This is a genomic window from Sporosarcina koreensis (genome assembly GCF_000826145.2).
GTDB classification, from domain to species: Bacteria; Bacillota; Bacilli; order Bacillales_A; family Planococcaceae; genus Sporosarcina; species Sporosarcina trichiuri.
Genome location: NZ_LN651337.1, coordinates 1,410,878 through 1,437,371, shown reverse-complemented (window position 1 = coordinate 1,437,371; position 26,494 = coordinate 1,410,878). Strand labels below are relative to the sequence as shown.

At 55.8% G+C, this 26,494-nt stretch carries 27 protein-coding genes; 20 read left to right on the top strand and 7 right to left on the bottom strand.

Translation table 11 applies throughout. The annotated features are described in order from the left end of the window. Positions 1-177: 177 nt before the first annotated feature. The 6 genes from BN1190_RS12845 to BN1190_RS12820 all read left to right on the top strand — a co-directional run bounded on the left by BN1190_RS12845 (position 178) and on the right by BN1190_RS12820 (position 6,924). On the top strand, positions 178-1,440 hold the full coding sequence (locus BN1190_RS12845) for a quaternary amine ABC transporter ATP-binding protein (protein WP_040287409.1): 1,263 nt from the start codon (positions 178-180) through the stop codon (positions 1,438-1,440). Further along, complete coding sequence (locus tag BN1190_RS12840; RefSeq protein WP_040287408.1) at positions 1,433-2,284, top strand: ABC transporter permease; 852 nt, start codon at positions 1,433-1,435, stop codon at positions 2,282-2,284. Before BN1190_RS12845 ends, BN1190_RS12840 begins: the two co-directional genes overlap by 8 nt. Before the next feature lie 2 nt (positions 2,285-2,286). Beyond that, positions 2,287-3,195, top strand: coding sequence for a glycine betaine ABC transporter substrate-binding protein (locus tag BN1190_RS12835; protein ID WP_040287742.1), 909 nt, complete (start codon positions 2,287-2,289; stop codon positions 3,193-3,195). 95 nt (positions 3,196-3,290) lie between these two features. After that, on the top strand, positions 3,291-3,509 hold the full coding sequence (locus BN1190_RS12830; RefSeq protein ID WP_179860791.1) for a hypothetical protein: 219 nt from the start codon (positions 3,291-3,293) through the stop codon (positions 3,507-3,509). Between the two features lie 47 nt (positions 3,510-3,556). Beyond that, complete coding sequence (gene helD / locus BN1190_RS12825; RefSeq protein WP_040287406.1) at positions 3,557-5,782, top strand: RNA polymerase recycling motor HelD; 2,226 nt, start codon at positions 3,557-3,559, stop codon at positions 5,780-5,782. Positions 5,783-6,090: 308 nt separating this feature from the next. Beyond that, positions 6,091-6,924 carry a hypothetical protein gene (locus BN1190_RS12820; protein ID WP_040287405.1) on the top strand — a complete coding sequence of 278 codons (834 nt, stop codon included), beginning with the start codon at positions 6,091-6,093 and terminating at the stop codon, positions 6,922-6,924. Positions 6,925-7,015: 91 nt separating this feature from the next. Here the strand turns inward: BN1190_RS12820 and BN1190_RS12815 are convergent, their stop codons facing one another. Continuing rightward, positions 7,016-7,927, bottom strand: coding sequence for an NAD(P)/FAD-dependent oxidoreductase (locus BN1190_RS12815; protein WP_040287404.1), 912 nt, complete (start codon positions 7,925-7,927; stop codon positions 7,016-7,018). A 169-nt stretch (positions 7,928-8,096) separates the two neighbouring features. Here BN1190_RS12815 and BN1190_RS12810 point away from each other — a divergent pair, with 169 nt between their 5' ends. Continuing rightward, positions 8,097-8,930, top strand: coding sequence for an STAS domain-containing protein (locus BN1190_RS12810; protein WP_052461870.1), 834 nt, complete (start codon positions 8,097-8,099; stop codon positions 8,928-8,930). A 35-nt stretch (positions 8,931-8,965) separates the two neighbouring features. Here BN1190_RS12810 and BN1190_RS12805 read toward each other — a convergent pair whose 3' ends face one another. Next, positions 8,966-9,268: an SHOCT domain-containing protein gene (locus BN1190_RS12805; RefSeq protein ID WP_040287403.1), complete on the bottom strand. Its 303-nt coding sequence runs from the start codon at positions 9,266-9,268 to the stop codon at positions 8,966-8,968. 215 nt (positions 9,269-9,483) lie between these two features. Here BN1190_RS12805 and BN1190_RS12800 point away from each other — a divergent pair, with 215 nt between their 5' ends. Beyond that, positions 9,484-10,797: an S-layer homology domain-containing protein gene (locus tag BN1190_RS12800; RefSeq protein WP_179860790.1), complete on the top strand. Its 1,314-nt coding sequence runs from the start codon at positions 9,484-9,486 to the stop codon at positions 10,795-10,797. Positions 10,798-10,836: 39 nt separating this feature from the next. Here BN1190_RS12800 and BN1190_RS12795 read toward each other — a convergent pair whose 3' ends face one another. After that, positions 10,837-11,448 carry a manganese efflux pump gene (locus BN1190_RS12795; RefSeq protein WP_052461869.1) on the bottom strand — a complete coding sequence of 204 codons (612 nt, stop codon included), beginning with the start codon at positions 11,446-11,448 and terminating at the stop codon, positions 10,837-10,839. Positions 11,449-11,674: 226 nt separating this feature from the next. Between BN1190_RS12795 and rbsK the strand changes: the two genes are divergently transcribed. The 4 genes from rbsK (at position 11,675) to BN1190_RS12775 (ending at position 16,070) form a co-directional block, all read left to right on the top strand. Further along, positions 11,675-12,589 (top strand): ribokinase, encoded by a 915-nt coding sequence (rbsK, locus tag BN1190_RS12790; protein WP_082023406.1) that lies wholly within the window; start codon positions 11,675-11,677, stop codon positions 12,587-12,589. A gap of 87 nt (positions 12,590-12,676) precedes the next feature. Continuing rightward, positions 12,677-13,789, top strand: a complete 1,113-nt coding sequence (locus BN1190_RS12785; protein ID WP_082023405.1) for a M20 metallopeptidase family protein — start codon at positions 12,677-12,679, stop codon at positions 13,787-13,789. After that, positions 13,786-14,706, top strand: a complete 921-nt coding sequence (locus BN1190_RS12780) for a nucleoside hydrolase (protein WP_040287401.1) — start codon at positions 13,786-13,788, stop codon at positions 14,704-14,706. Before BN1190_RS12785 ends, BN1190_RS12780 begins: the two co-directional genes overlap by 4 nt. Before the next feature lie 71 nt (positions 14,707-14,777). Next, positions 14,778-16,070, top strand: coding sequence for a uracil/xanthine transporter (locus tag BN1190_RS12775; protein WP_040287400.1), 1,293 nt, complete (start codon positions 14,778-14,780; stop codon positions 16,068-16,070). A gap of 84 nt (positions 16,071-16,154) precedes the next feature. Here the strand turns inward: BN1190_RS12775 and BN1190_RS12770 are convergent, their stop codons facing one another. Beyond that, positions 16,155-17,144, bottom strand: coding sequence for a LacI family DNA-binding transcriptional regulator (locus BN1190_RS12770; RefSeq protein ID WP_040287399.1), 990 nt, complete (start codon positions 17,142-17,144; stop codon positions 16,155-16,157). 176 nt (positions 17,145-17,320) lie between these two features. On the opposite strand from BN1190_RS12770, the gene BN1190_RS12765 reads away from it, so the two are divergent. Further along, positions 17,321-18,550: a NupC/NupG family nucleoside CNT transporter gene (locus tag BN1190_RS12765; RefSeq protein ID WP_040287398.1), complete on the top strand. Its 1,230-nt coding sequence runs from the start codon at positions 17,321-17,323 to the stop codon at positions 18,548-18,550. 194 nt (positions 18,551-18,744) lie between these two features. After that, positions 18,745-19,044: a hypothetical protein gene (locus tag BN1190_RS12760; RefSeq protein ID WP_144036103.1), complete on the top strand. Its 300-nt coding sequence runs from the start codon at positions 18,745-18,747 to the stop codon at positions 19,042-19,044. Between the two features lie 29 nt (positions 19,045-19,073). On the opposite strand, the gene BN1190_RS12755 is transcribed toward BN1190_RS12760, so the two are convergent. After that, positions 19,074-19,388, bottom strand: a complete 315-nt coding sequence (locus BN1190_RS12755; protein ID WP_144036102.1) for a hypothetical protein — start codon at positions 19,386-19,388, stop codon at positions 19,074-19,076. A 126-nt stretch (positions 19,389-19,514) separates the two neighbouring features. Between BN1190_RS12755 and BN1190_RS12750 the strand changes: the two genes are divergently transcribed. The 3 genes from BN1190_RS12750 to BN1190_RS12740 all read left to right on the top strand — a co-directional run bounded on the left by BN1190_RS12750 (position 19,515) and on the right by BN1190_RS12740 (position 21,099). After that, positions 19,515-20,294, top strand: a complete 780-nt coding sequence (locus tag BN1190_RS12750; protein WP_052461866.1) for a PstS family phosphate ABC transporter substrate-binding protein — start codon at positions 19,515-19,517, stop codon at positions 20,292-20,294. 38 nt (positions 20,295-20,332) lie between these two features. Beyond that, on the top strand, positions 20,333-20,734 hold the full coding sequence (locus tag BN1190_RS12745; protein WP_040287396.1) for a hypothetical protein: 402 nt from the start codon (positions 20,333-20,335) through the stop codon (positions 20,732-20,734). A 62-nt stretch (positions 20,735-20,796) separates the two neighbouring features. Then, complete coding sequence (locus BN1190_RS12740; RefSeq protein ID WP_040287395.1) at positions 20,797-21,099, top strand: hypothetical protein; 303 nt, start codon at positions 20,797-20,799, stop codon at positions 21,097-21,099. 90 nt (positions 21,100-21,189) lie between these two features. Here the strand turns inward: BN1190_RS12740 and BN1190_RS12735 are convergent, their stop codons facing one another. Beyond that, complete coding sequence (locus BN1190_RS12735) at positions 21,190-22,023, bottom strand: GNAT family N-acetyltransferase (protein WP_040287394.1); 834 nt, start codon at positions 22,021-22,023, stop codon at positions 21,190-21,192. 168 nt (positions 22,024-22,191) lie between these two features. Here BN1190_RS12735 and BN1190_RS12730 point away from each other — a divergent pair, with 168 nt between their 5' ends. The 3 genes from BN1190_RS12730 (at position 22,192) to BN1190_RS12720 (ending at position 25,089) form a co-directional block, all read left to right on the top strand. Further along, on the top strand, positions 22,192-22,749 hold the full coding sequence (locus tag BN1190_RS12730; RefSeq protein ID WP_040287393.1) for a hypothetical protein: 558 nt from the start codon (positions 22,192-22,194) through the stop codon (positions 22,747-22,749). A gap of 102 nt (positions 22,750-22,851) precedes the next feature. Further along, complete coding sequence (locus BN1190_RS12725) at positions 22,852-23,586, top strand: sulfite exporter TauE/SafE family protein (protein ID WP_040287392.1); 735 nt, start codon at positions 22,852-22,854, stop codon at positions 23,584-23,586. Positions 23,587-23,661: 75 nt separating this feature from the next. Then, on the top strand, positions 23,662-25,089 hold the full coding sequence (locus tag BN1190_RS12720; RefSeq protein ID WP_052461865.1) for a plasmid pRiA4b ORF-3 family protein: 1,428 nt from the start codon (positions 23,662-23,664) through the stop codon (positions 25,087-25,089). Positions 25,090-25,140: 51 nt separating this feature from the next. Here BN1190_RS12720 and BN1190_RS12715 read toward each other — a convergent pair whose 3' ends face one another. Continuing rightward, positions 25,141-26,439 (bottom strand): aminotransferase class V-fold PLP-dependent enzyme, encoded by a 1,299-nt coding sequence (locus BN1190_RS12715; RefSeq protein WP_040287391.1) that lies wholly within the window; start codon positions 26,437-26,439, stop codon positions 25,141-25,143. Positions 26,440-26,494: the final 55 nt, after the last annotated feature.

Sequence of the window (26,494 nt, the reverse complement as noted above, 5' to 3'; positions counted from 1 at the left end):
TAGCAGTTCCTGTCTCACTTCTAACTGTTAAGTATAGCTTAGAATAACGCAAAACGGAAATCAAATTGTTTGTACAGTAAAAACTGTACGTAAAATTAATTACGTAAAAACCTTGTATTACGATAATATTACAGATATACTTGGAAACATCGTGGAAAACTGAATCGGGGGGTTCGCATGAAAGAAGCAGGTACAACTAAGAAAATCGAAGTGAAGAACGCGACGAAGATTTTCGGCAAATCGCCGAAACGCGCGGCTCAGCTTCTGAAAGACGGAAGAACAAAAAAAGAGATATTGAAGGAAACCGGCTCGACAGTCGGTGTCAATAATGCGGCATTCGATGTACTGGACGGCGAAATTTTTGTCATCATGGGTTTATCGGGCAGCGGTAAGTCGACGCTCGTCCGTCTGTTCAACCGGCTGATCGAACCGACATCCGGCCAGATCCTGATTGACGGGGACGATATCGTAGCCATGAACAAAGAACAACTGCGATCGGTCCGCCGGAAAAAGATGGGGATGGTATTCCAGAACTTCGCATTGTTCCCGCACAAAACGATCTTGCAGAACACGGAGTACGGTCTGGAGATACAGGGGGCCGACAAGGAAATGCGCAAGAAACGTGCAGTCGATTCCCTGGCCAAGGTAGGCCTGGCCGGCTATGAAGCTCAGTACCCCGGCCAGCTGAGCGGTGGGATGCAGCAACGGGTCGGCCTGGCGAGAGCGCTGGCCAATGACCCGGACATCCTGCTGATGGATGAGGCATTCAGTGCACTCGATCCATTGATTCGAAAAGATATGCAGGATGAGCTGCTGCAGCTCCATGAAGAGATGGGCAAGACGATCATCTTCATCACCCATGATCTCGACGAAGCACTGCGGATAGGGGACAGGATCGCCATCATGAAAGACGGGGTCATTGCGCAGATCGGGACGCCCGAAGAAATCCTCATGAACCCGTCCAATGAGTACGTGGAGCGGTTCGTCGAGGACGTGGATCTGTCGAAAGTGCTGACCGCAAGTCACATCATGAAGCATGCGGACACTGTCCAGATCGACCGGGGACCGCGGGTTGCACTGCGGCTGATGGAGAACTTGCGTATTTCTTCCATTTATGTCGTCGATAAAGGCGGCAGGCTGATGGGGGCCCTCACTGCGCAGGATGCTGTGCGGGCTGCCGAGAAAAACATGAAAATCGAAGATGTGCTCATCACCGATGTCATCACTGTACCCGGGGACAGTGTCCTGACCGAGCTGTTCGACGTTGTCTCGACGGCCGCCATCCCGGTAGCTGTCGTAGATGAAACGAACCGGCTGAAGGGCATCATCATCCGCGGTGCGCTGATCGGTGCGCTTGCCGGTGACAATGCGTTCATCAATGAAAACGGTGAGATCGATGCAGAGCCGTTAGTGGAAGCGGAGGTGGCTGCACATGAATGAGCTGCTTCCAAGACTGCCGTTTGCAGACTGGATCGATGAAGGGGTCGACTGGCTCGTTGACATGTTCGGTCCGTTATTCGACGGCATTGCAACCGGCTTGGAGACGACCGTTGAAGCATTCGTAAAGGTCCTGGACTTCCCGCCATCAATTTTGCTTGCGGTGATCTTCACACTGATCGCCTGGTGGCTGTCCACGAAAAAAATTGCTGCGCTGACTCTGTTCGGTTTTCTGTTCATCGACTATTTAGGCTATTGGTACCCGATGCTGCAGATGCTTGCACTGGTGCTGACTTCGGTGGTCATTGCGATCATCATCGGGGTGCCAATCGGCATCTGGATGTCCCAGCAGCTGGCGGCCCGGAGAATCATCACGCCAATTCTTGACCTGATGCAGACAATGCCGGCGTTCGTCTACCTGATCCCGGCAATCTTCTTCTTCAATATAGGGGTTGTGCCAGGACTGGTTGCATCCATCATCTTTGCGATGCCGCCGACAATCCGGCTGACCATGCTCGGGATCGAACAGGTTCCGAAAGACTTGATTGAAGCGACGGAGGCATTCGGGTCGACGACGTGGCAGCGGCTGCTGAAAGTGCAGATTCCGCTCGCGAAGCCGAATATCATGGCGGGCGTGAACCAGAGCATCATGCTGTCGCTGTCAATGGTGGTCATCGCATCGATGGTCGGTGCACCGGGGCTCGGTACAAAAGTGTATCAAGCGGTCACCCAGCTGAAGACAGGGGTCGGAGTGGAAACAGGCGTCGCCATCGTTTTGGTCGCCATTATTCTCGACCGGATTACGCAACATGCAGGACGATCTAAACAAGGGGGAAATGAATTATGAAATTGACGAAAAAATTAGCAGGAATCAGTGCGGTATCACTATTGGCGTTAGGGCTCGCAGCATGCGGCTCTGATGACGCGGACAAAGGCAGCAGCACATCAGGCGGATCGTCTGATAAGCCGGTCGGCGAACAGGTCGACTACAAAATCACGGGTATCGATCCAGGCGCCGGCATCATGGAAGCGACGAATCGTGCCATCGATGATTACGGCCTCGATAAATGGACATTGACGACAGGTTCCGGTGCTGCGATGACAGCTGCATTGAAGAAAGCATATGACAAAGAAGAGCCGATCATCGTGACGGGCTGGTCGCCGCACTGGATGTTCACTAAATATGATCTGAAATATCTGGATGACCCGGAAGGCTCGTACGGCGGGGCAGAAGAAATCCACACGATCGGCAGCATGAAGCTGAAAGATGAAAAGCCGGAAGCGCATGAAATCCTGTCGAACTTCAAGTGGGACGAAGAGGACATGGGAACTGTCATGGTGGACATCATCGACGGGAAAGATCCCGAAGAAGCAGCACAAAGCTGGATCGATGATAATGCAGACAAAGTGGCAGAGTGGACAGACGGTGTCGAAGACGTGGACGGCGATGAGTTCAAGTTCGTCTATGTCGCATGGGACAGCACCGTGGCAAGTACGAATGTCATGGCGAAAGTGCTGGAGAGCAAAGGCTATAACGTAAAAATGTCCCAAGTGGAAGCCGGCCCGATGTGGACAGCTGTCGCAGATGGCAGTGCCGATGCCCTGCTGGCAGGATGGCTGCCGGTGACACACAAAACGTATGCTGAAAAGTATGACGGCAAATTCGAAGATGTCGGCGTCAGCATGGAAGGCGTCAAGATTGGTCTGACGGTGCCAGAGTATATGGACATCGATTCAATTGAAGACTTGAAGGAATAACATGGGAACCCCCGCCAGCTGGCAGGGGTTTTCGTATGTGCTGGGGTATACCGGGTGATGGGGGTATCGGACAAATCGGGGGAAGTATCGGCCACATGGCGTGGAGTATCGGACAGATCAGCGGAGGTATCGGCCACATGACCCTGCATATCGGCCATATGGCGCAAAGTATCGGCCACTTCGCCGAATTAATCGGCATCGGGGCACAATTCAATGATGTCCGCACAGCAGGAACACCCCTGAATTTTCAAAAAATACTGTTGCAGCACCTATCCGGAAATGGTACAATCATCTTCTGTTTACTTTTCCCCTAAGCAATCCGGAAACGGCAGGACAAATTTCAGGAAACGGAGGATCTGCCATGCAGAGACACCCCGATTTTGAGTTTGAGGCTGAACGTCTGGAGTATACCATCCACTACATGCAGCGGCTGCTGGCCGAATCCCAGCGTGACGTGGATGCCTCACAGGAGCAGATCCGCCATTCGATGGCCGATCTCGACTACTTGGACTCCAGTCTGAGCTTCATCAACATCCTCACGAATACCCGATTTTTCGAAATGGCACGATCTCAGAAGGAAACATTTGAAGCAGTGCAGCAGAAACCGTACTTCGCCCGCATCCATTTCCAGCCTGATGATGAAAAGGATCAGATGCTCTACATCGGCAAAACGTCCGTCTTCCATCAGGAGACACAGGATCCGATCATCGTCGACTGGCGCTCGCCAGTCGCGAATGTCTACTATGACGGACGGCTCGGCCATCTAACGTATGATGTCCGCGGTGATGAAGTGAGCGGGCATCTCCACTCGAAGCGGCAGTACCAGATCGAGGACGGCGAGCTGCTCGGCGTCCGGGATATCGATCTGACGACGAATGATGAGCTGCTGCAGGAGGCGCTCGCCGGTAAGGCGGACGTCCGGCTGACGGAAATCATCTCGACCATCCAGTCCGAGCAGAACGACATCATCCGGGCGAGCCTGCGCAAACCGATCATCGTGCAAGGCGCGGCCGGAAGCGGAAAGACGACGATCGCCCTTCACCGGATTTCCTATTTCCTCTATACGATGGGGAGCGATTTCCCGGCGGACAAATTGATGATTTTGGCGCCGAGCAAGCTGTTCATGGATTATATTGCAGATGTGCTGCCGGAACTCGGCGTCGGGGCCATCAACCAGACAACCTATGAAGACTATGTACTGGCGGCCACCGGGTTGAACTTGAAACTGACAGATCCGAACGGGAAGCTCGAACAGCTCGCTTCCTCGGCAGCTGCTGAGGATCCGGCGATTGTGGTTGCGCGGCTGAAAGGCTCCGGTGAGTATCGCCGGATCATGGAGCGTTATGTACGGAAGCTGGAGACGGAGACGGCTGCACGGTTCGAGGATGTATTTATCGACAAATACAGGATCATCGGTGCGAAGAGGCTGCGGAATTTATTCCTGAATGATTTTGGGTACTTGCCGATCGAGAAACGGCTGGAGCGGATCCGCCTGATCATGAACACGGAAGTGACGCGGAAGCGGAAGCAGCTGTATGCGCTGCTGTCGGACAAATATGAAGAAGCGCTGGACAAGGCACTGTATGGCATAAAAGATGACACGAAACGGCGGGCGCGCATCACGAAGATCATGGACGAGCGGGATGAGCGGCTGCCGGCTGTTGAAAAAGAGGGCAAGCGGAAAGTCTCTTCCTATATGAAGCGCTTCAAAAAGTTCAATGTGAAATCGCTGTACCGCACCTGGCTGACGGATGAACGGCTGCAGCAGGAACTGGCGCCTGATTGGCCGGAAGAATTCATGGATGCGTTCCGCGGCATGCATGTAAAAAACACATGGGAAACCGAGGATCTGGCCGCGCTCTATGACCTGCACATCCAATTGAAGGGGCTTGCCAGTGAGTGGAAGATGCGTGCGGTGTTCATCGACGAAGCGCAGGATTACAGTGAATACCAGCTGGCGGCGCTGCACGATGGACTTGGCACGGATCTGTTTACGCTCGTCGGCGACCTGGCGCAGGGAATCCACAGCTATCGGGCGCTCACCTCTTGGGAGCCGGTGCTTGCGATGCTCCCGGAGGCGGCGTACACGACATTGCAGAAGAGCTACCGGACGACGATTGAAATCATGCAGCTTGCCAACACGGTGCTTGCACAGATGGAAGAGGAGCTGCCGCTGGTCGAGCCGGTCGTTCGCCACGGCATCCCGCCCGTTTTCCATAAAATGGACGCACTGGACAGCGGACAGCTGGAGCTGATCTTGGAAGGAATCTCATCGAGAGGCCATCGATCGGTCGCGATGATCTGCAAAACGATGGCGGAAGCGGAGTCACTGACAGCGGTGCTTGAGCAGGCGGGGATGGCGGTCCAGCTCCTGACGCCGGACAGCGACATCGATGAATCGCGTCTGCTGATCGTACCGAGTGTGCTGTCGAAAGGGCTTGAGTTCGACGCCGTGCTCATCGCGGCGTTTGCGGATCCGTTCCGCGACACGGATATCGACCGCAAGCTGCTGTATGTCGCGATGACCCGGCCGATGCATGAACTCCATATGCTCGGTGACGCGGCGCAAGCCGTTTTGGATAAATGAATAATGGACTCCTGCCGGAAGGGACGGCAGGATTTTTTTGCATCGTGCCTTAGGCATATCGGACAAATCAGGTGAGGTATCGGCCATTTGGGTGAAGTTATCGGACAGTTCGCCGGAGTTATCGGACAATTGGCGCAGAGTATCGGACAGTTCGCTGAATTTATCGGCATCTGGACACGAATCACATGCCTGCCCGCTAGTTGTCCCGCAATCTTTGAAATCTCTGCTGCAATTTGTTGTAATAGAGGAAATGGGGTATTTGGGAAGCGGATAGTAAACTCATTTATAGTAGGGGAAGAGGTGAGCAAATGGGACGGAAACGAAAATTCAGCAGGCTCGGTATCATAGTGCTGGTCACGTATGCAATCATGATTCTCATGAACTATCTGGCGAATGCACTGCCGCTGAACGGGATGACGACGGGTGAAGTGTCGGACTCTTACAGCAATCTATTTGCCCCGGCCGGCTATACATTCGCCATCTGGGGACTGATCTACGTACTTCTCGCATTCCATGTCATCTATCAGCTTGGCTTCTTCAGGGGAGGGGAACGGTCAGAGGTGCGTCAGCTGACGGAACGGATCGCCATCTGGTTTTCCGTATCGTCGGTTGCGAACGCCTTATGGATTGCAGCCTGGCATTACGGGTTTCTCGGCATCTCCGTCATCCTCATGATGGTTATCCTGGTGAGCCTGATCGTCATCACCAATATGACGGGGAACGCCGGGCTTTCCATGAAGGAGAGGTTTTTCATCCGGCTGCCGTTCACCGTCTACTTCGGCTGGATCACGGTGGCGACCATAGCAGACATCACTGCGTTCCTCGTGAAGTCGGGCTGGGGCGGCTGGGGTCTTTCGGATGCCGCATGGACTGTCATCGTGCTGCTTCTTGGAGCGGTGATCGGCATTTTGACGATACTTAAAACCTGGAGTGCGCCGTACGGGTTCGTCCTCGTCTGGGCGTATATCGGCATTTACAGCAAACATATTGCGCCGGACGGCTGGAATGAGCAGTATCCCGGCATCATCCTGACTGTGTCGATCTGCATCCTGCTGTTCGGTCTGCTGAGCCTGTGGGTGCTCATCAAACGACGGAAAAAGCGGAGCCGCGGCTACAGCAGCAGTTTCAGCCGGTTCCGATGAATGGCGGGACGGTGAGAGAGTAAACAAGAAGACCGCACGGAACGGGGCATGACGCTCCCGTTCCGTGCGGTCTTCCGTATTTCCCCGCAACTCATTCCGGTCCATCGAAATACTCGTTGGTCAGATCCCCGTTGATGCCGATGGCGGCGGCACTCCCGCTGCCAGCAGCTACGATCAGCTGGGCAGGCACGATGTTTGCCGTGTCGCCCGCTGCATACACATTCCAGACATTCGTCCGGCCGTATTCGTCTGTCCGGATGCCGCCGTATCCGTTCAATTCGCAGCCGAGCGTTTCCGCGAAATGATCGCCGTGTGACCAGAGAGGGCTGACGAATCCATACGACCGGTCGATCAATGTGCCGTCCTCGAGACGGACACGCTCGAGCTGGCCGCCCGTCCCTTCGAGCCCTGAAATGATATCTTCAACGACCTGGATGCCGTGGGCTTCCAGGCGTGATCGTTCATCGAGTTCAAGGCGGCCTTCCCCGTTCGTGAACACGATGAGGTCCCGGCTCCATGTGAACACTTCTTTTGCCAGCTTGTACACATTTTTGTCCGCAATGACGGCGAGCGGTCTGTCGCGCACTTCCCATCCGTCGCAATAGGGGCAGCTGTACAGACTTGTGCCGTAAAAGCGCTCGATGCCCGGAATGTTCGGCTGTTCGTCTTTCAACCCGGTCGCAAGCAGGATTTTCGTGCAATGGTAGACCGTTCCGGACGCCGTCGTCACTTCATAATGTGTTTTCGTGATCCGTTCGGCGCTTACGGCTTTCTCGCGGATCAGTTCGACGGATGGGTAAGCCGCCAGTTCCGTGTGCGCAAGCTGCCGGAGTTCAGAGGGCCGGATCCCATCGCGGGTCAAAAATCCGTGCGATTCCCGGACGACGCGGTTGCGTGCGTTATCATCATCGAACAGCACGACATTCCTCCGGCTGCGGCCGAGCACGAGCGCCGCATTCAGACCGGCCGGACCTCCGCCGATTATGGCGCAATCATAGATCATAGTTCCTTCATCCTTTCTGCATACATACACTTTACCCGGGGCGGGCCTGTTTAAGCCTGAAAAGGAGGCGGGCCGTCCGTGATTCTCGCAAACAGGAATTACGCAGGACAGACAGCAGGCCGCAACTGCTGTATACTGGAAGGCATCAATTGACAGGGTGTGATGAACGTTGGAGACAAACACGGAACTGGTCCGCTTCTTGACGGATCACGCCGGGCAATTAGCGGATGATGTTGTGGAACGGGTCAGCGGGCTGCTTGGAGATGTCACGGATGAAGAGATCAAACAGGCACGCATCATGTATACGGCACTATGGAAGGCACTTGCGGAGACGCTCCGTACTGAAGAACTGCAGGTGCCGGAAGCACTGATGAGGTGGAGCAGGGGCAATGCCGCCATGCAGACGAAGAACAGCGGATCCATAGCTGCGGTCGCAGACAGGTATCCGCCATCACGGGATGCAATTGCGGATATCCTGCTGGAAATGAGTGAGAAACTCGGTCTGTCGCTGAAAGACTATGCGCAACTGAGCAAGCTGGTCAACCGGTTCCTCGATCTGAGCCTCCAGGAGACATACTATGCATTCGAACGGCTGTCGAAATTGTACCAGTCGGATGCCGAGGAGGAGCTTGCCGAACTGTCCGCTCCTGTTGTTCCGGTTTACGACGGTATCGTCATCCTTCCGTTCATCGGCCGGATCACGGACGACCGGGCGTACGCAATCATGGACAAAGTGCTGCCGAAAATAGCAGCCATGAAGGTCACCTGCACGATTGCCGATTTTTCGGGGCTCGCCGAAATCGACGACCATGCGATACAGCTTCTGCAGCAGATCGAAGATGCTCTCGAACTGATGGGCATCCAGGTCATTTCTACCGGACTCCGGCCGCATCTGGCGCAAAGCATTGTGAATTCCCGGCAGGTGCTTGCAGAAAAGCGTTATTTCGGTACTGTCAAACAAGCGCTTAAAAGCCTGATCCAGCAAAGAAACCGGCCTTCCTGAACGGAAAGCCGGTTTTTGTGCGGTATGTTATACGGTCAGCTGTACGAATGCTGCATGCGGGAAGAGAGAAGCCGGTTCTGCTCGGTAAATTCGTCTTCCGTCAGCAATCCCGATTCACGGAGACTGCGGATGCGCTCAAGTTCCTCCGCAAGAAACTGGCGGTGTGCCGCTTGAAGAGGACGTGAGTGGATGTTCGACTTCCTGCTGTTCTTTCTTATGTATAACAAGGTCAGCTGCAATGATGCACAGACCACTAGGAGGACAGCGCCGAACAGAAGTGATTCCGTGAATCCCCAAGTGATTAAAAGGACGAAAATGCCAATAACAGACCAGCTCATCTAGTTCAACCTCCACTGCTTTATGAGTTCATTGTAACTAGATTTCCGGTGGGTGGTAAAGGGTCTAAAGAACTATAATGAATTGGAAGTTTAATAGGGGCGTGAAGTTCGGCGATTATCCGGTTCAGTCCAAGAACTGAGGTATTCAGAAACCATCATTGCAGACGATACTATAGACAGAGAATCAGTCAAATCGGCAACAGGGGGAAATGAATTTGATAGTTGGAAAACAGTGGTTGAAACGGCTCACAGTCCTTGCGGTGCTGGCACTTGTGCTGGCAGCGGTCATTCCGAAGTATGCAGAGGCGGATGTGTTCCGCGATGTGCCGCCGGCCTATGCGGAAGCGGTCCATTACCTGACAGACCAGCAATATACGAACGGCATCGCGCCGAACCTGTTCGGGACGGACAAAGCGATCACGCGCGGCAGTGTCGCAGTCATTCTGGCACGGGCGCTGCAGCTGCCGATGCCTGCCCCGGGCACACGTGAATTCGGCGATGTGCCGTCCCGGGCCGAACAGGCGGTGGCCGCACTGAAAAAAGCCGGAATCATACGCGGCAAGCGGCCCGGATATTTCGGCTTCGATGAGCCGGTGAAACGGGGGGAGATGGCACTCATGCTCAGTCATGAGGGAGCCTATGCACTGACAGGAAGCGGAACCGCAACGGCGTTCCGGGACGTCAGTGCACGTTATGCGGATGCAGTGGCAGGTCTCGTGAAAAGCGGGATCACCAATGGGAAATCGGAGACACGATTCGGGACGGACGATCTGCTGAAGCGCGGCGAATTCGCGGTCTTTATCTACCGGGCTGAAATGGACCGTGTGACGAAAGCGATCCCGAAAACATATTCCGTACTTGCGGACAGGCTGAACAGCGGACAGGTCACTTCCATCAAGCTGATCGGAGACAGCATCTCCGCAGGCATGGGGGCGGATGGCTTCCTGGTGCCTGATGATGGGCGCAAGATCCTTGAAGACGGCGCGGAGGTGTATCGGGAAGCGTCATCCGATGCGGCGTCGTGGGCAAATGCGTTCCGGACTTATGCCAGCCAGTACAAGTTCGGGGAGATCGACTTCTTCAACGCGGGCGTCAGCGGGAAAACCGCAAAGTGGACGCTCGACCGGGCGGATCGGCTTCTCGCATCGAAGGAGGACGTCGTTTTCGTCATGATCGGCACGAACGACCGGCTCAGCAGTACGCTCGGCGAATACGAAACGACGGTCCGGCAGCTGCTGGCAAAGGTTGACGCGCAGTCCGAGCTGATGGTCGTCATGGCGCCGCCGCCTTCCGTCAATGATATCGCCAATTACCGGTTCGCCCCGGAAGGCATCAACAACGTACTGAAGCGGATCAGCCTGGAAAATGGCTACATCTTCATCTCCCATTATGATGCGATGACCGCTTATCTGGAAGAGCATCCGGATACAGCCTATGCGGACCTGATGGAAACAGACACTCCACATCCGACGACACGCGGATACGCGGTCATGTGGGACACGATCCGCACGTCACTCCAATTGAACTGAAAAAGCGCAGCTGCGGGATCTCCCGTCAGCTGCGCTTTTTTACAAGGCGATTTCCAACACGCCGATGACAATCAGCAGTCCGCCTGCGAATGCAGCGGGATACCGGCCGATCCACGTCCGGGCAAGCAGCGTGCCGAACCGGTGGCTGCCCCCGATGGTGATGAACGAGAAGAATCCGACCGACAGAATCGTCCCGATCATCGAACTGCCGCTCACCCCCATTCCGAACCCGGCGGCCAGGCAGTTTGCCGCGAGCACGAAGCCGAGCGGAATCGCTTCCCGGACGGAGATTACACGATTCCCATCGGTATCGGCTGTTTTGGCATCCTCGTATGCTTCCACCTGCCCGAATTTCGGCTGGCACAGCATCCAGACCCCGATGCCGCACAGCAGCAGGCCGCCGATCCAGTCTGCCGCATCCGGTGTGATGAACGCTGCAATCCGGTCACCTGCAAGCATCGATAATCCGGTGACCGCCATCGATATCGCTGCGATCACCAAGTTCGAGACAATCGGGATCCTCGTCTTCTGGACGCCGTATGCCAATCCGATCCCTAAGTTATCCAAGTTGGCTGCAATGCCAAGAAAAATCACGACCAACAGCTGCAGAGCGACCGCCTCCCCGGTGTACCCTTCAGTATATGCAGGCATTGAAAGCCGGACGGGACAATTGCGGACAGTACGTCGCCGGGACCTGCCGATCAGGAGCAGGGGGGGCTCACATCTGTACAGGCGATCACCTGTCAAACGCAGAAATACTTGCCGCTCACTGGATTTATGCATTGCCGACAGTAAGGAAGTTATGATATTCTGAAAATGTGTAATCGGTTACACATGAACGCGATAAAGAACTTACTATAATAGAACAGGTGATGGAATGAGCAAACGGATTGTCGTTGTCGGCAGTTTAAACATGGACATAATCATTTCGGCTGACCGTCTGCCGCAAATCGGCGAGACGATCCTCGGGGAAAAGGTCAGCTATCTGCCGGGAGGCAAAGGTGCAAACCAGGCGGTGAGCTGTTCCCGGCTTGGCGGAGACGTTACGATGGTCGGCGCAGTCGGACAGGATGAATTCGGACACACGCTGCTCAGGCAGATGGAGGCGAACCAGGTGAACACGGAATTCATCGGCTGTACACCCGAAGTGAAGACCGGGATTGCTGACATATTCCACATAAACCACGATAACTGCATCGTCGTCGTGCCGGGCGCGAACTATTCGCTTACACCTGATACGATCACCCCGGAAATCGAACAGGCGATCAAGGAGGCGGATGTTCTGCTGGCCCAGCTTGAGATTCCTCTGGACACTGTGCAGAAAGTGACGGAAATCGCCCATGCGAACGGTGTGAAGACCATTTTGAATCCGGCACCTGCGCAGACTCTGCCGAAGCAGCTGCTCATGAATGTGGACATCCTGACGCCGAATGAGACTGAGTTTGAAATGCTCGCTGAACGCCCGTTTTCGGACGAGCGTGAACTTGCACGCCTGATGGCGGAATGGGAAGCGGCCTATGATCAGACGCTGATCGTCACGCTCGGCGCACATGGCAGTGCATATTTGGAGAACGGTGAACTGATCGTTGTGCCTGCCGAACCGGTTCAGGCAGTTGATACGACAGGGGCAGGCGACACTTACAACGGAGCACTCGCCATAGCGGCTGCGGAGGGACGTCCGCTGGCTGAGATGATCAGCTTTGCTACACGGGCAGCAGCATGTGCTGTCACGAAGTTCGGCGCGCAGGAAGGCATGCCGTACCGGAACGAACTGAATGGAGGGGACGAGTGAATGGAAACCGTAACAGTGAACTACATGGAAGAGCAGCTCGGTGGGTATCTTCGGGAGACCTACAAGCATTTGCACTAGCATCCGGAACTGAGCAAAGAGGAGCACAACACCCAGCTGTTCATCCAGCAGGAGCTTGACCGGATCGGCATCAGCCACCGGGCGATGGCAGGCACGGGGGTCTGTGCGGAAATCACGGGGGCAGCGCCCGGCCGTACGGTCCTCATGCGCTGCGACATCGACGCATTGCCGATCGACGAGGCGACCGGTCTTGACTACAGTTCCATCCACCCGGGGGTCATGCACGCGTGCGGCCATGACGCCCACACAACCATTGGTCTTGCGATCCTGACCGTGCTGAAAGAACGGCAGTCGGAATGGACAGGCACCGTCAAAATCATGTTTCAGCCGACGGAGGAAGCACAGCCGGGCGGCGCGAAGCCGATGATCGAGGAAGGGATTCTCGAAAATCCTGCAGTCGATGCGGCACTCTGCCTGCATACGAACCCGTTCCTCACACCGGGCACTTTCGAAATGAAACCCGGCTACATGCTTGCGAACACGGACAGGGTCTATTTGACGCTGACCGGAAAAGGCGGACATGCGGCGGCACCCCAGCAGGGAATCGATGCGATTGCGATGGCGGGACAGTTCCTGAGTGCAGCCCAGTCGATCGTCTCCCGGCAGATATCGCCGCTCGATCACGCGGTCATCACGTTCGGAACGATCCAGGGCGGTACCGCGTCGAACGTATTGTGCGGTCAGGTCGACATATCAGGCACGGTGCGGACGATCCTGCCGGAAACACAGGATAAGATCGAAGCGCAGCTCGAACGCCTGCTGCAGACGGTCACCGAATTTTGGGGAGGCACGTACGCGTACACGTACAGCAAAGGGTACCCCGCGAGCTGGAACGATCCGGCGCTGACAACCCGTCTGACCCATTCCCTGAACAGCGCATTCGGGGAAACGACCGTTTCTGTCAATGAACACCCGTACATGAGCGGCGACGACTTCTCGATTGTCGCAAACGAGGTGCCGTCGGTCTTCATGTACTGGGGGACCGGATCGCTCGAGAAGGAGAACTTCCCATGGCACAACGCCAATTACCATGTGAATCTGGATTCGTTGAAATACGGTGCGGCAGCCGGACTGCACTGCCTGCTTGAATTATTGAAAGAAGAAGGGGCGGAACGCGTATGAAAAAAGTGATCATCGATGTGGATACAGGAATCGACGATGCAATCGGCATCCTGCTGGCAGAAAAGAGCGGCATGGCGGACATTCTCGGAATTACGACAGTGAACGGCAATACGTCCTTGGAGCAGGCGACTATCAATACACGGAAAATCACATCGCTGCTCGGCCGGGACGATCTGAAAGTTGTCCAGGGGGCGGCCCGTCCGCTGCTGCGTCAGCCGCACTTCGAAGTGAGCGTGCATGGCAATGACGGGATCGGCGGTGCGCTGAAGGAGATGGACGTCGAAATCCGTGATGAAGGGTTCGCACCGGACTTCATCATCGAGCAGGCGGAGCAGCATCCAGGCGAGATCACCGTCATCCTGCTTGCGCCGCTGACGAACATGGCACTGGCCATCCGCAAAGAGCCGAGGCTCAAAGACTGGCTGAAGGAACTCGTCATCATGGGCGGAGCGTTCGACCACCGCGGCAACATCACGCCGACTGCGGAATACAATATGTACATCGATCCGGAGGCTGCGAAGATCGTCGTCCACTCAGGCATCCCGATCACGATGGTCGGTCTCGATGTGACGTCGGACACACTGCTGACAAAAGAGGACGTCGAGCGCATCAAACCCGGACCGGGACGCGACTTCACCGAGGAGGCGACCGTCCATTACATGAACCATTACTTCGATCTGAACGGCCGGCATGCATGCGCCATGCATGATCCGCTCGCCGTCGGTGCGGCCCTCGACCGGACGCTCGTCGAGACGGAGAAATACTATGTCGACATCGAGACGGACAGCGATCTGTGTGACGGCCAGACCGTGTGTGATTTCACCAACTGGCATAAGCAGGAACCGAACGTCGACGTCTGTGTCGGCGCAGACAGCAAGCGGTTCATCGATATGCTTGTCGATACGTTAGGGAAGTGATCGAAAGGGGGTCCGGTGCTTCGCGCGCCGGACCCTTTCCCGTTATACCACAATAGAAAGCAGGAAACCGTATGACACGTTTAACCGCCCCGGCGTTTTCGCTCGCGGGCATCCAATGGCTGCTGTTCATGGTCGTCAATACGGTCGTCGTCCCGCTGTCCATCAGCACGGCGTTCGGTCTGTTCGATGACGCAGCGGCCGGACTCATCCGGACGTCATTTGTGGTCACGGGGCTCGTCAGCCTGTTGCAGGCAAGGTTCGGACATAAGTTCCCGTTGCTGGAAGGGCATGGCGGCATCTGGTGGGGGCTGATGCTCAGCCTGAGCGCAGCCGCGCCTGCCATGGAGCTGTCCTACGTGGAAGTTGGCGGCAGCCTGGCGCTCGGCATGCTGCTCGCCGGCGTGCTGACTATCGTACTCGGAGCGGCCGGCTTCACGTCCGTCCTGCAGAGGATCTTCACACCTGTCGTCCTGGCGATCTATCTGTTCCTGCTGTCCGTCCAGCTGATCCTGTTCTTCTTCAAAGGGATGCTCGGCATCAGTGATGGCGGCAGTCTCGCCATGCCGGAGGGGCTCCTGCCGATTGCGGTGGCAGCAGCTGTCCTGCTGATGGGGATTTCACGCAGGCGGGCCATCGCGAACTTCTCCGTACTGGTCGGTCTGATCGGAGGTTCGGTGCTGTATATGCTGCTGTTCGGAGGTGCCCCGTCCGTCTCCGGCGGCGGGTCGCTGTTCCGGCTGTTCCCGCTCGGCGGGCTGCATGTGCATATCGGCATCATGCTGACCGCCTTCCTGGCCGGGCTCATCAATATGGGCAATTCGCTCGTCGCCATCTCGACTGCCGGCTGGCTGTTCGGGGAGAAGTCGGTGGATGGGCGAATAAAAGCGTCCTACTATGTGACAGGAGCAGGGACGGTGCTCGGCGGGCTGTTCGGTCTCGTGCCGTTCGGACCGTATTCTTCTTCTATCGGGTTCCTGCAGAGCACCCGGATCTTCAACCGCGGGCCGTTCATGCTCGGCAGCCTGCTGTTCGTCGTGCTGGGCCTGATCCCTGCGCTTGGCAGTTACTTCTCAGGCCTGCCCGAGCCGATCGGGGCGGCCGTGCTGTTCGTCGCCTACATCCAGCTGTTCGGAACGGCCGTGCACAAAATCCGGGAGCTGCCGTTCGAGTCGATGTCGTTGTACCGGGTGACGGTTCCGCTGCTGATCGGTGTCAGCATCCTGAACGTACCGCCGGAGACGTTCAGTGATTTCCCTGTTCTCATGCAGCCGCTCGTCAGCAACGGCCTGCTCGTCGGCGTCATGCTGTCTGTCGTGATGGAACTGGGTGCAGGACGCAAGAGGGCGCGCCGTGCATCCGTATAAAAGAAAACGCAGGACACCAAGTATAGGCAACTTGGTGTCCTGCGTTTTTGATTTTCAATCCGATTGCAGGGGAAATCCGCTGCGTCACCCGCCCGTCGACTCTCTGACAGTGAGAGTGACAGGGAACACTTTGTCGCCCGGTATATCCGGCTGTTTTGTGATCAGACCGATCAGCACGTCCATCGCTGTTTTGCCAAGCTCATAGTTTGGCTGCGCAATTGTTGATAACTCCGGAGACACCATCTCGAGCTGGATGCCATCGAACCCGATCACTTTCACATCTTCCGGAACGTTCCTGCCGGCTTCCTTAAGCGCTTTCAGGGCGCCTGCCGCCATCAGATCGTTGCTGGCGAAGACCCCGTCCAGATCAGGATGGACAGCCAGCAGCTGCTGCATCGCCGAATAGCCGCCCCGGACTGTGAAATCGCTGTAGGCGATCAGACCCGGGGTGAACCAATCCGTTCCCGTGCTCACTGTTTCGTAACCGGCTGTCCGCTCCCGTGACGATGTGATCGACAGGGGCCCGCAAATATGGGCGATCTTGCGGCAGCCGCGCTCAAGCAGATGACGCACCGCCATTTCTCCGCCTTCCTTGTTCTCCACAGTCAGAGAGACGACAGAGTCGTTTGAGAATACGTTGTCCAGCAGCACGACCGGGATGCCGGCTTTCCGGAGTCCTGTCAGATGTTCCGGCTGGATCGTATAGGAGGAGATGATCACGCCGTCCGCCTGCTTGTAGATCAGTGTATCGATATAACGCTGCTCTTTCGCAGTGTCATTATCCGTATTGCACAGCATGACAGTGTAGCCATGTTCATTCGCCGCATCTTCAGCCGCCCGGGCGATCTCCGGGAAGAATGGGTTCAGGATATCGGGGACCATAAGTCCGATCGTTGCCGTCTTTTTGCCTGCAAGACTCCGGGCAATCGTATTCGGACGGTAGTTCAGCTTTTCGATCACCTCGGCGATGGCCTGCTGTGCGTCTTTACTTACATAGCCGTTCTTGTTCAGATAGCGGGACACGGTCGCCACCGAGACTCCCGCCAGTTTGCTCACGTCCTTGATAGTCGCCATAGTCAGTGCTCCTCGTATGTTATCGTTTACACAAATATACCAAGTACAGGAATCGCTTGCAATGAAAGATCAATAGTATGTCACATTTTAGTTATTGACGCTCCTAATTCCGGTATGGTAAATTATCTGTAACCGATTACACATTACAAAAAATTCTTTTATAAGAGGAGCTGCTGATGAATATTTTAACGGGACTTCTTGGGTGCCTGGTCATCCTGTTCATAGCATTTTTATTGTCCGATAATAAGCGGAAGATCAATTTGCGCCTCGTCGGAATCGGCGTAGCGATGCAAATCCTGTTCGGGTATCTAGTTTTGAAATCGTCGGGCGGCCGGGCGGTCATCGAAAAGTTCTCCGGCGGTGTCCAGAATATCATCCATTATGGAAACGAAGGGCTCGCATTCGTCTTCGGCAGTCTGGCGGACTCGTCCGCGCCAACAGGTTTCATCTTCGGGATCCGGGTGGCAGCGATGGCGATTTTCGTCACAGCGCTCATTTCGCTGCTGTACCACTTCGGCATCATGCAGTTCTTCGTCAGGATCATTGGCGGGGGGCTGGCCAAACTTCTTGGTACGAGCAAGCCTGAATCGCTGACCGCAGCGTCGAATATCTTCCTCGGCCTGCAGGAGGCGCCGGTCATCATCAAACCGTACATCAAGACGCTGACCCGCTCGGAACTGTTCGCAGTCATGGTCGGCGGACTCGCCTCGGTCGCGGGCGGCACGATGCTTGCCTATGCGGCACTCGGCATCCCGATCAACTACTTGCTGTCCGCGAGTTTCATGGCGGCACCTGCGGGTCTCGTATTTGCGAAGATTCTCATTCCGGAAACGGAAGTGCCGGTCAATGCGATCGATGAAGCACCGGAAGAGCTGATCGGCGAAGGCGGCGTCAAGCCGGGTGCCATCGATGCAGTGACGAAAGGAGCTGCGGAAGGACTGAAGATGGCGGGACTGATCATCGCCATGCTGATCGCCTTCATCTCACTCCTTGCGATGGTCAACGGGATCCTTGGCGGAATCGGAGGCTGGTTCGGCCATCCGGATATCTCTCTCGAAATGATTCTCGGCTACATCTTCTCGCCGCTCGCCTTTGTCATGGGTGTGCCTTGGTCCGAAGCGATGACAGCCGGCAACCTGCTCGGTCAGAAAGTGATTCTAAATGAAATGGTGGCGTTCACGGCATTCCAGCCGATGATCGACGCGCTGTCCGAGAAAACGGTCGCCATCCTGACGTTCTCCCTGTGCGGGTTCGCCAACATCGGTTCCCTCGGCATCCTGATAGCAAGTATGACAGCATTCGCCGACAATCAGCGTGCCGTCGTTGCGAAACTCGGCTTCAAAGCCGTCATCGCCGGAACTCTCGCCAACCTGATGAGCGGAACCATTGCCGGTATGTTCATATAATTACGATTTTGGAAGCACCCGCTGCGCACGGGTGCTTTTTTGGCGTTGAGTTGTGTCTGGATGCCGATATATTCGGCGGAGTGTCCGATACGCTGCGCCAAATGTCCGATACTTCGGGCGAAGCGTCCGATATACACCGCCAAGTGTCCGATAAGTCCGGTGAAATGTCCGATATGCCCCGGGGGAGGGAAGGCTTGCGGGTTTGCTGCGCGGCATGGCCTTTTCATGGCGAACGGGAGCGGCCGCGGGCGGGAGGCACGACAGGAAACGAGCCGCAGGCGAGCACCATTCAGGCATTTGAATTGTGTCCGGATGCCGATACATTCGGCGAAGTGTCCGATGCATCATGCCAAATGTCCGATACCTCGGGCGAAGTGTCCGATATACACCGCCAAGTGTCCGATATACACCGCCAAGTGTCCGATATGTCCAATGATTTGTCCGATACCTCAGAAGCCCACCGAAAAGCCCTGTTGACTGCCAATAACTATTAGTGTAAAATTACACTAAATTGAACTTAAGATTATATTTCGTACCGACGATTGGCCTTTTGTGAGAACTGAACGCCGTATAAGGAGGAACAGTACATGTTCATCGTCCCGTCCATCATTTTCATTAGCATCATCGCCTTCTTCACCTTTGCCACGCTGGGGTTGTTGACACTGAACGGAACGCCCGATCTGGTGCCGTTCGTTGTCCTCGCCGCTCTGTTTGCAAGTTCTGCCGTCATCCTGTTTTCAAAAAATACTTTACAAGCTGGCGGCGCCGGGTCGGCTTCCTCGGCATTGCGGCTGCCGCACTTGCTATCAGCGGCTATGCACCACTTAAAGAGATCCATGCCGACAATCTGCCGGCTGTCGCGGAAGAAGCGAACCTCCTTGAGTATGACCCATTCTCGCCATCCACGAAAGCTGAACATCTGGAGGGCGGGGCGGCGTTCACGCTGGACGGCCGGCTGCCGAGGATGGACGGGGCGACTGCCTACTATCCGATGTACGCGGCGTTTGTGCAGGCGGTCTATTCCGAGGGGAGTTATGAACATTTCACCGGTGACGGCACTGTCCTGACCGAGCATCCCCGATATGCGTACCACCGTCTCATGACCGGTGACCGGGATATCATTTTCGCGCCGGCACCTACAGCGGCCCAGCAGAAACGGGCGGAAGAAGCAGGGTTGGAACTGAAGCTCACGCCTGTCGCAAAGGAAGCGTTCGTCTTCTATGTACCGCGCGGCAACCGTGTCAGCGGCCTGACCGAACAGGAGATTCGAGGGATTTATGGCGGCGGCCTGGCAGAGTGGAGTGACGTCGGAGGACGCAAAGAACCGATCATCACCTATCAGCGCAAGACCGGGAGCCGCAGCCAGCAGGAAATGGAGCGCATCATGGACGGAACTCCATTCGCACATCCGCCGACGGAGCCTGTTTCGGAATTCTCGAGTGGCGGCATCGTCCGGGAGCTGGCGGAATACAGGAACAGCAGGGGCGCCATCGGCTATTCGTATCGGAATACCGCGCAGCCGCTTGCGGAGAAAGGAAACGTGAAACTGCTGGAAGTGGATGGCATACCGCCGGGCACAAAGGAAATCCAGTCTGGCGCCTATCCATACATCCAGACGATCTATGCAGTGACGGCCGGATCGGACAATCCGAACACTGGGAAACTGATCGAGTGGATTTTATCGGATGAAAGGCAGCGGCTCGTGGCGCAGTCCGGGTTCACACCGATCCGCCAGACCGACTGAGACTTGTGAACTCTTTTAATGAAAGGGAGTGACCTTCAATGAAAAAATCGACAATCATCATGGCGCTCGTCCTGTTCGCAAGTCTCGCTTTGACAGCGTACCTGGCCATCGACCGTCATCTATACCGTTCATTCGCACCGAACCTCGAAGACCAGGCGATTCTCGGGGAAATGACGATGATGGTGTTGGAAACCCAGCAGTATAAGGACATCGCGGCAAAGGAAACGGTCCATGCGGTGAAACAGCAGGTGGACCGTTTCAATACAGGGAACCCCGAGTCGATTTATAACTATCAAATCACCGTCGTTACAGATCAAAACACATATGGATTCACTTGTGATGACGAAACTTGCACCAAGGTATCGAACGGCAGCTGGGGAGGGGATCTGTATCAAGACGCCCATCCGATCCTGCCGCTTGGGCATGAGGCGGGCAATTGAACCTAATGTAGGCCATTTCCTACACAATACTCAGCCGGATGGCAGGGGAGGCACAATCAGTCATGAAAACATACAGCATCGCTATTCTATTATTCATAGGGGGTGCAATACTTAGCATTCACGGGCAGGATCTAGCCTATTCGCTGAACGATTGGCTGCCTGCTGCCGACGTGATATATTACTTGATTGGACTATCCATACTGAGTGCTGTGCTTTTCATTTCATCGGTGCTCATCATCCGGCGAAACGCATGCATTGAGCATCGGACGTCATTCATCTACTTCTTCATGCTGTCTGCCACAGTTCTTGGCGGCGGCCTGATTTCTTGCTGGACGCTGCTGGTTTTGGCGTTCTGGCTATCTTGAAAATGCAGCGACACAGGCGGGCACCGCTTGATTGCATAAAAACAGCTCACCCCAAGCTTAGGAGTGAGCTGTTTTGTACGTATTCGGGAATCAGGATAGTCCCTGCAGATCCGCTTCATAATAATCCTGCTGCTGTTTCCGTTCGAAACCAATCCGCTCATACAGCTTCAGCGCATTGGCGTTGCGGGTCTCGACGTCGAGGCAGATCGTGTTGCCGGTCGGTGCTTCCTGCTGAACGACCCAGCGCAGCGCCTGGCCGCCGATGCCTTTGCCGCGCAAGCCAGGCGCGACCGCGAATCCTGAAATGTACGATTCCCCATCACTCCGCGCGACCCGGATCTTGCCTGCCGGTATGCCGTCCGCTTCTATGATATACCGGCTCTCGTCCTGACGGGCCAGCCGTGTTTCGTAATACTGCTCGGCATCGGCCTCGGTCAGCGAGAAGGCCTCGGCATCTAGCTCCACTTCAAATGCTTTGTCGGAAGGTGCGGACAGGCGCATGGTGATTCCCGGGCTATCGCCGACAGGCTGTTCGGACCATTGCATATGGAATTCCGAGAATGAATAGCGGCAGGGCTGCCCCGCGAGCCATCCTTTGGCAGACTCGGAGTCACCGGGTGCGTTCAGCAGCACTTTCTGGAATCCGCCCGCTTCAATGACGGGCTGCGCATCCTGCCACAGCCGGGTGAAATGTCCGTTCCGGCGCTCTGCAGGCGCTGTCATCCCGCACACTTCCACCGTGGAACCGAATGCATACAGCGCCAGGTATGCAATGAGGGTCCCGTCTTTCCATAGGAAAAAATCCTCCCGACCGCCTGAACGGCTCTTCAGCATATCCCAGTTCAGCTTCAGTTCCACTGAATCATGTTTCTTGCACTCCTCCTGCAGCTGCTTGATCGCAGTCAACTGTTCGGTTGTCAGCATTGTCTCGTCCCCCTGTAAGTCTCTTGTTGGCAGTCAGGAAGTCCGGACGAATTGTCTTGTGAACTGTCTGAATACTGTTTCAAATGTACAGTGTGCCCACCATACTGTCAATCTCATGATTAGCATTATGGTATACTGGCCAAAAGACTAGGAAAGCAGGGATATCCGATGAAAAAAGACATGCGCTACATCTGCTACCCGTTCATGCGGGAATCCGCCTCGACGGTCGATTTTGAAATTCGCACCGATTCACTGACGACACGGATCGGCGAAGCCCTCTCACTGACGGAAGGTATCGAGAAAGTCCATACCGATCTCCGCTGGCTGCAGCCGCTCGCCTATCACCTGAACGGCTCCGTGCGCGGCAAGCTTGCGATCACGCCGGAAGACCTGGAGAAGCTGAGCGGTCTGTACGATGACTACACCGGCGAACTCGGCGAGCTCGTCGAACAGTTCGTCCTGCCGCAGGGCACCCATGCGGCCACAGTCCTTCATGTATGTCGCAGCGAGGCGAAGAAATCCGTCCGCGCCCTTCATAAAGTATCGCTCGAGCGGGAAGTGTCGGATATCCTGTTCGATTTTGCCCAGCTCATGGCGAATGTCCTGTTCGTCATGGCGGTCTATGTGAACAAAGCACACGGGGTGGATGAAATCCCGTTTGTCAGCAAATCGTACCCGATCCGGAAGAAGAAATCCGCCGGGCATACACAATCCTCAGAGGTGTAATGGTTCATCCCATAAGAATAAGTTATTAAGAAGATTAATAACTATCAAATTAACTTATCGGCAGACCAGGCGTATACTGGAAGAAGAAAGGGGCGACAACCTATGGACTACATTCTTCTCTCCATTACTGCGATGGTCGCCATGACGCTCGGCACTCTCGCAGGCGGAGGCGGGCTGATCACCATGCCCGCCATGCTGCTGATGGGCTTTCCGATCCACTCCACGATCGGAGCCAATAAAATATCGACAACCGTCAGTTCGTTTTCGACGTTCCTGACCGTCCTGCTCAAAAAGCAGATCACCCTCCGTGAGTCCTGGTGGATCCTGCCTGTGTCGCTGACCGGCGGCATCCTCGGCGGCTTCTTCGCGACCCACATATCGGATAAAACTCTGTTCCACATCGCTATCGCGCTGCTGATCGGCGCATTCTTCACATCATTCCTCTCGAAAGCGGACTTCGCGGGAACAGCAGCACTTGAACCGAAACGCAGCGGTGTATTCGGACTGATCGGCGTCGGCCTGTATGACGGCCTGTTCGGACCGGGGCAGGGAACGCTGCTGCTGTTCCTGTTCAACCATATGAGGATCTCGTATATCCGCGCAATCGGCTTCATGCGGCTCGCGACATTCTCCAGCGGCTTCGGTGCAGCTGTCAGCTACATCTATATGGGCAAGATCATCTGGCCCGCTGCCGCTGCGCTCGTCATCGGCTCGCTTTCCGGCGCCCAGCTCGGTGTGCGGATCGCCGAAAAGCTGAATCCCCGGCATGTACAAGTCCTTCTGCGGCTCGTCATCATCGGGCTTCTCGTGCAGCTTCTCGTCAAAGCGATCATTTAGGAGCACCCGGCAGGTTGACGGAATGTGGTACACTACTTAAAGAGAAAACTACCAGTATTGACTCGAGGTGCCACTATGAAATCATACATCCTGAAATTCACCATGCTCGATATGCACGAACCCGTCTGGCGGCGGGTTGTCATGCCGGCGGGCGCGACATTCAACCGTCTGCATTCGACGATCCAGCACGTCACCAACTTCAGAAGCTATTACACGGACAGTCCGTATCACTTCTTCGAGATCGAAGTCGATGGCTTGTGCATCACGGACAACCCTGTGCGGCGCGAAGAGCTGAAAGGCAGTAAAAAGCTCAAGCCGAAGCAGCCGACCCGGCTCAAAATCGATACGTACATCGAAGACTTCAAAGAATTGATCTACGAGTATGATCTCGGTGACGGCTGGCGGTTCAAGATCGAGCTGGAGGATATCGTCGACGACTACCATTTCGGATTCCCGACTCTGCTGGATGCAGAAGGGGAGGCGCCGCCCGAAGACGTCGGCGGACCGCCCGGATTCGAAGCCTTCCTGAAGACGATCCGCAACCCGGCCGACCCGGAGCATGATCATATGCTTGCATGGGCGCGGAGCAACGGCTGGCGGCTGTATGACAAGCAGCACATCAACCGGATGCTGAAGACGATCAAATACGGCAAGACGGATTGGGATAAGATCGATCACGACAACCATACGATCCTCAGCGATCCGTACCGGGACTCCGAAGCGGAGGACACGGCTGCACCGCAAACGGTGCCAGGGACGGCCCGGGATTCCAATCCGGCTCAACCGGCCGCCCTCTCTGAAGATGAGCATGAAATCGAACAGTACATCCGTGCGATGGTCAATCTGTATGGGTTTGCAGAGGCCGAGCATGTCGCGTCGCTGTACAGCGAACAGAACGGCAAGACACTGTCCGCAGACGACCTGCTTGCTCTCGTGGCGTCATCCGGCATCGAATCGAGTCTGAAGGAAGATGTCATCTTCGTCAGGAACGGGCATTTCCTCGGACCGAAACTCGTGCACATCGATCCCGATCAGTTCTTCAAGGAGATCTACGGCAAGCCGTATTTTGAGCCGCCGAAGGAACAGCTCCTCCGCTACGCAGATTCCGGATACATCGAGCACACACCGGAAATCGAAGAGCTGGAGCGCCTGTTCCTCGAGCAGCACATTCCGCAGATGCAGATCGACCGGATGCTGCATGCGTACATGAAGGATCTGTCCGTCTGGCATGCGAACTTCATGCAGGCGGCGGTGCGCCTCATGGAGGCGGCCGGTCCACTGTCCGAGGAGAGCATCAACCGGATCATGCCGGCCGCCATCCGTGTCTCCAACACGGTCCGCATGATCGAGAACCGGGGCTATACCCCGCAGGAGCTGCATGAACTGGCGCCGGGATCCGTACAGCCTGCAGCGGCTGACGGCGAACCCGCGAAGAAGCCGGGCCGCAACGACCCATGCACATGCGGCAGCGGGAAGAAATACAAGAAGTGCTGCGGGAAATGATGAATCGAAAAAGCTTCCGTCCAATTTGGGGGACGGAAGCTTTTTCTTATTTCATTTCAACTTCTGAAGTGCCGACTCGAGAATTCCGAAGAACCGGTCGATCTCTTCGATCGTGTTGTAGTGCACAAGGCTGATGCGGAGTGCTCCGCCGCCGAATGGTCCGGCGAGCCGTTCCATCAGGCTGATCGCCAAGTAGTTGCCTGTCCGTGCTTCGACACCTGCTTCATCCAGCGCGCGGCCGAGTGCATCCGTTTCGATCCCTTCGATGTTGAATGCGAAGACAGGGAGCCGTGCTGACGGATCATCCGCCGGTCTGCCGTACAGGATCACACCGCTGACCGCCTGCAGCCGTTCCAGGAAATGGGCGGTCAGCTGCTGTTCGTAGAGCTGTGCGAAGTGCATGGCACCCGCCGTTCCCCGGCGTCCGGGAGCCGCTTCGTCAAACGGCGTGCCGCTGAGTGACAGGCCGTTCCCTTCAGCATCCCGTGTGAGCTGGGCCAGATACTCCATACTGCCGATGAACCCTTCGATCCCTTCGTGGTTCTGGGAACCGACCTCGAAGAAGTAAGCATCCTGCCCGAGCTCTTTCTGGATCTTCCAGCCGTCCAGCCGTTCCAGGCGGCCCCGGTTGAAGTAGCCGAATCCCATATGGGGACCGAAGATCTTATACGTCGAGAACGCGGCGAAATCGACATCCGCTTCCTTCACGTCCATCGGCAGGTGGCTCGCTGCCTGGACGCCGTCCGCGACGACAAGTGCGCCCGCTTCGTGAGCGAGGCGCGCAATCTCTTTCATCGGATGGACGGTGCCGGTCGCATTGGACGCCCACCCGGCCGCCACGACTTTCGGTCCGAGTTCCAGAAGTTCCCTGAACTGCTGCATATCCAGGCTTCCATATTCATCCACATTCCAGACGTGTACGCGGATGCCGCGCTCCGCCAGTTCCAGCCACGGGTTGACGTTAGCGTGGTGATCGGCCTCGGTGATGATGATATGGTCTCCTGCTGTCAGGTCCCGGCCGAGATGGTGGGCGAACAGATGGAAGAAGTTTGTTGCGTTCTGACCGAATGCGATCTCTTCATGACCTGCAGCGCCGATCAGGTCAGCCGCTAGCTGTCTCGCCTCGACGATGACCTGCTGCATGTCGGCAGTACGCTTGAAGATCGTCCCTTTCTGGGCATTGCGGTGAATGTAGTAGTCTGTCACCCGGTCGATCACGAACCGGGAGACTTGCGCGCCCGCCGAATTGTCGAAAAACAGGACGGGATGCCCGTTGTAGGTGTCCCCAAGACTCGGGAAGCAGGAGCGTGCGTGTTCGAATGTCTGCTGCAGAGCTTGTTGCTGATTCATCCAACCATCCTTTCTATGTAGTTACTATACCATGACAGCTCGGGGAATTGATTCG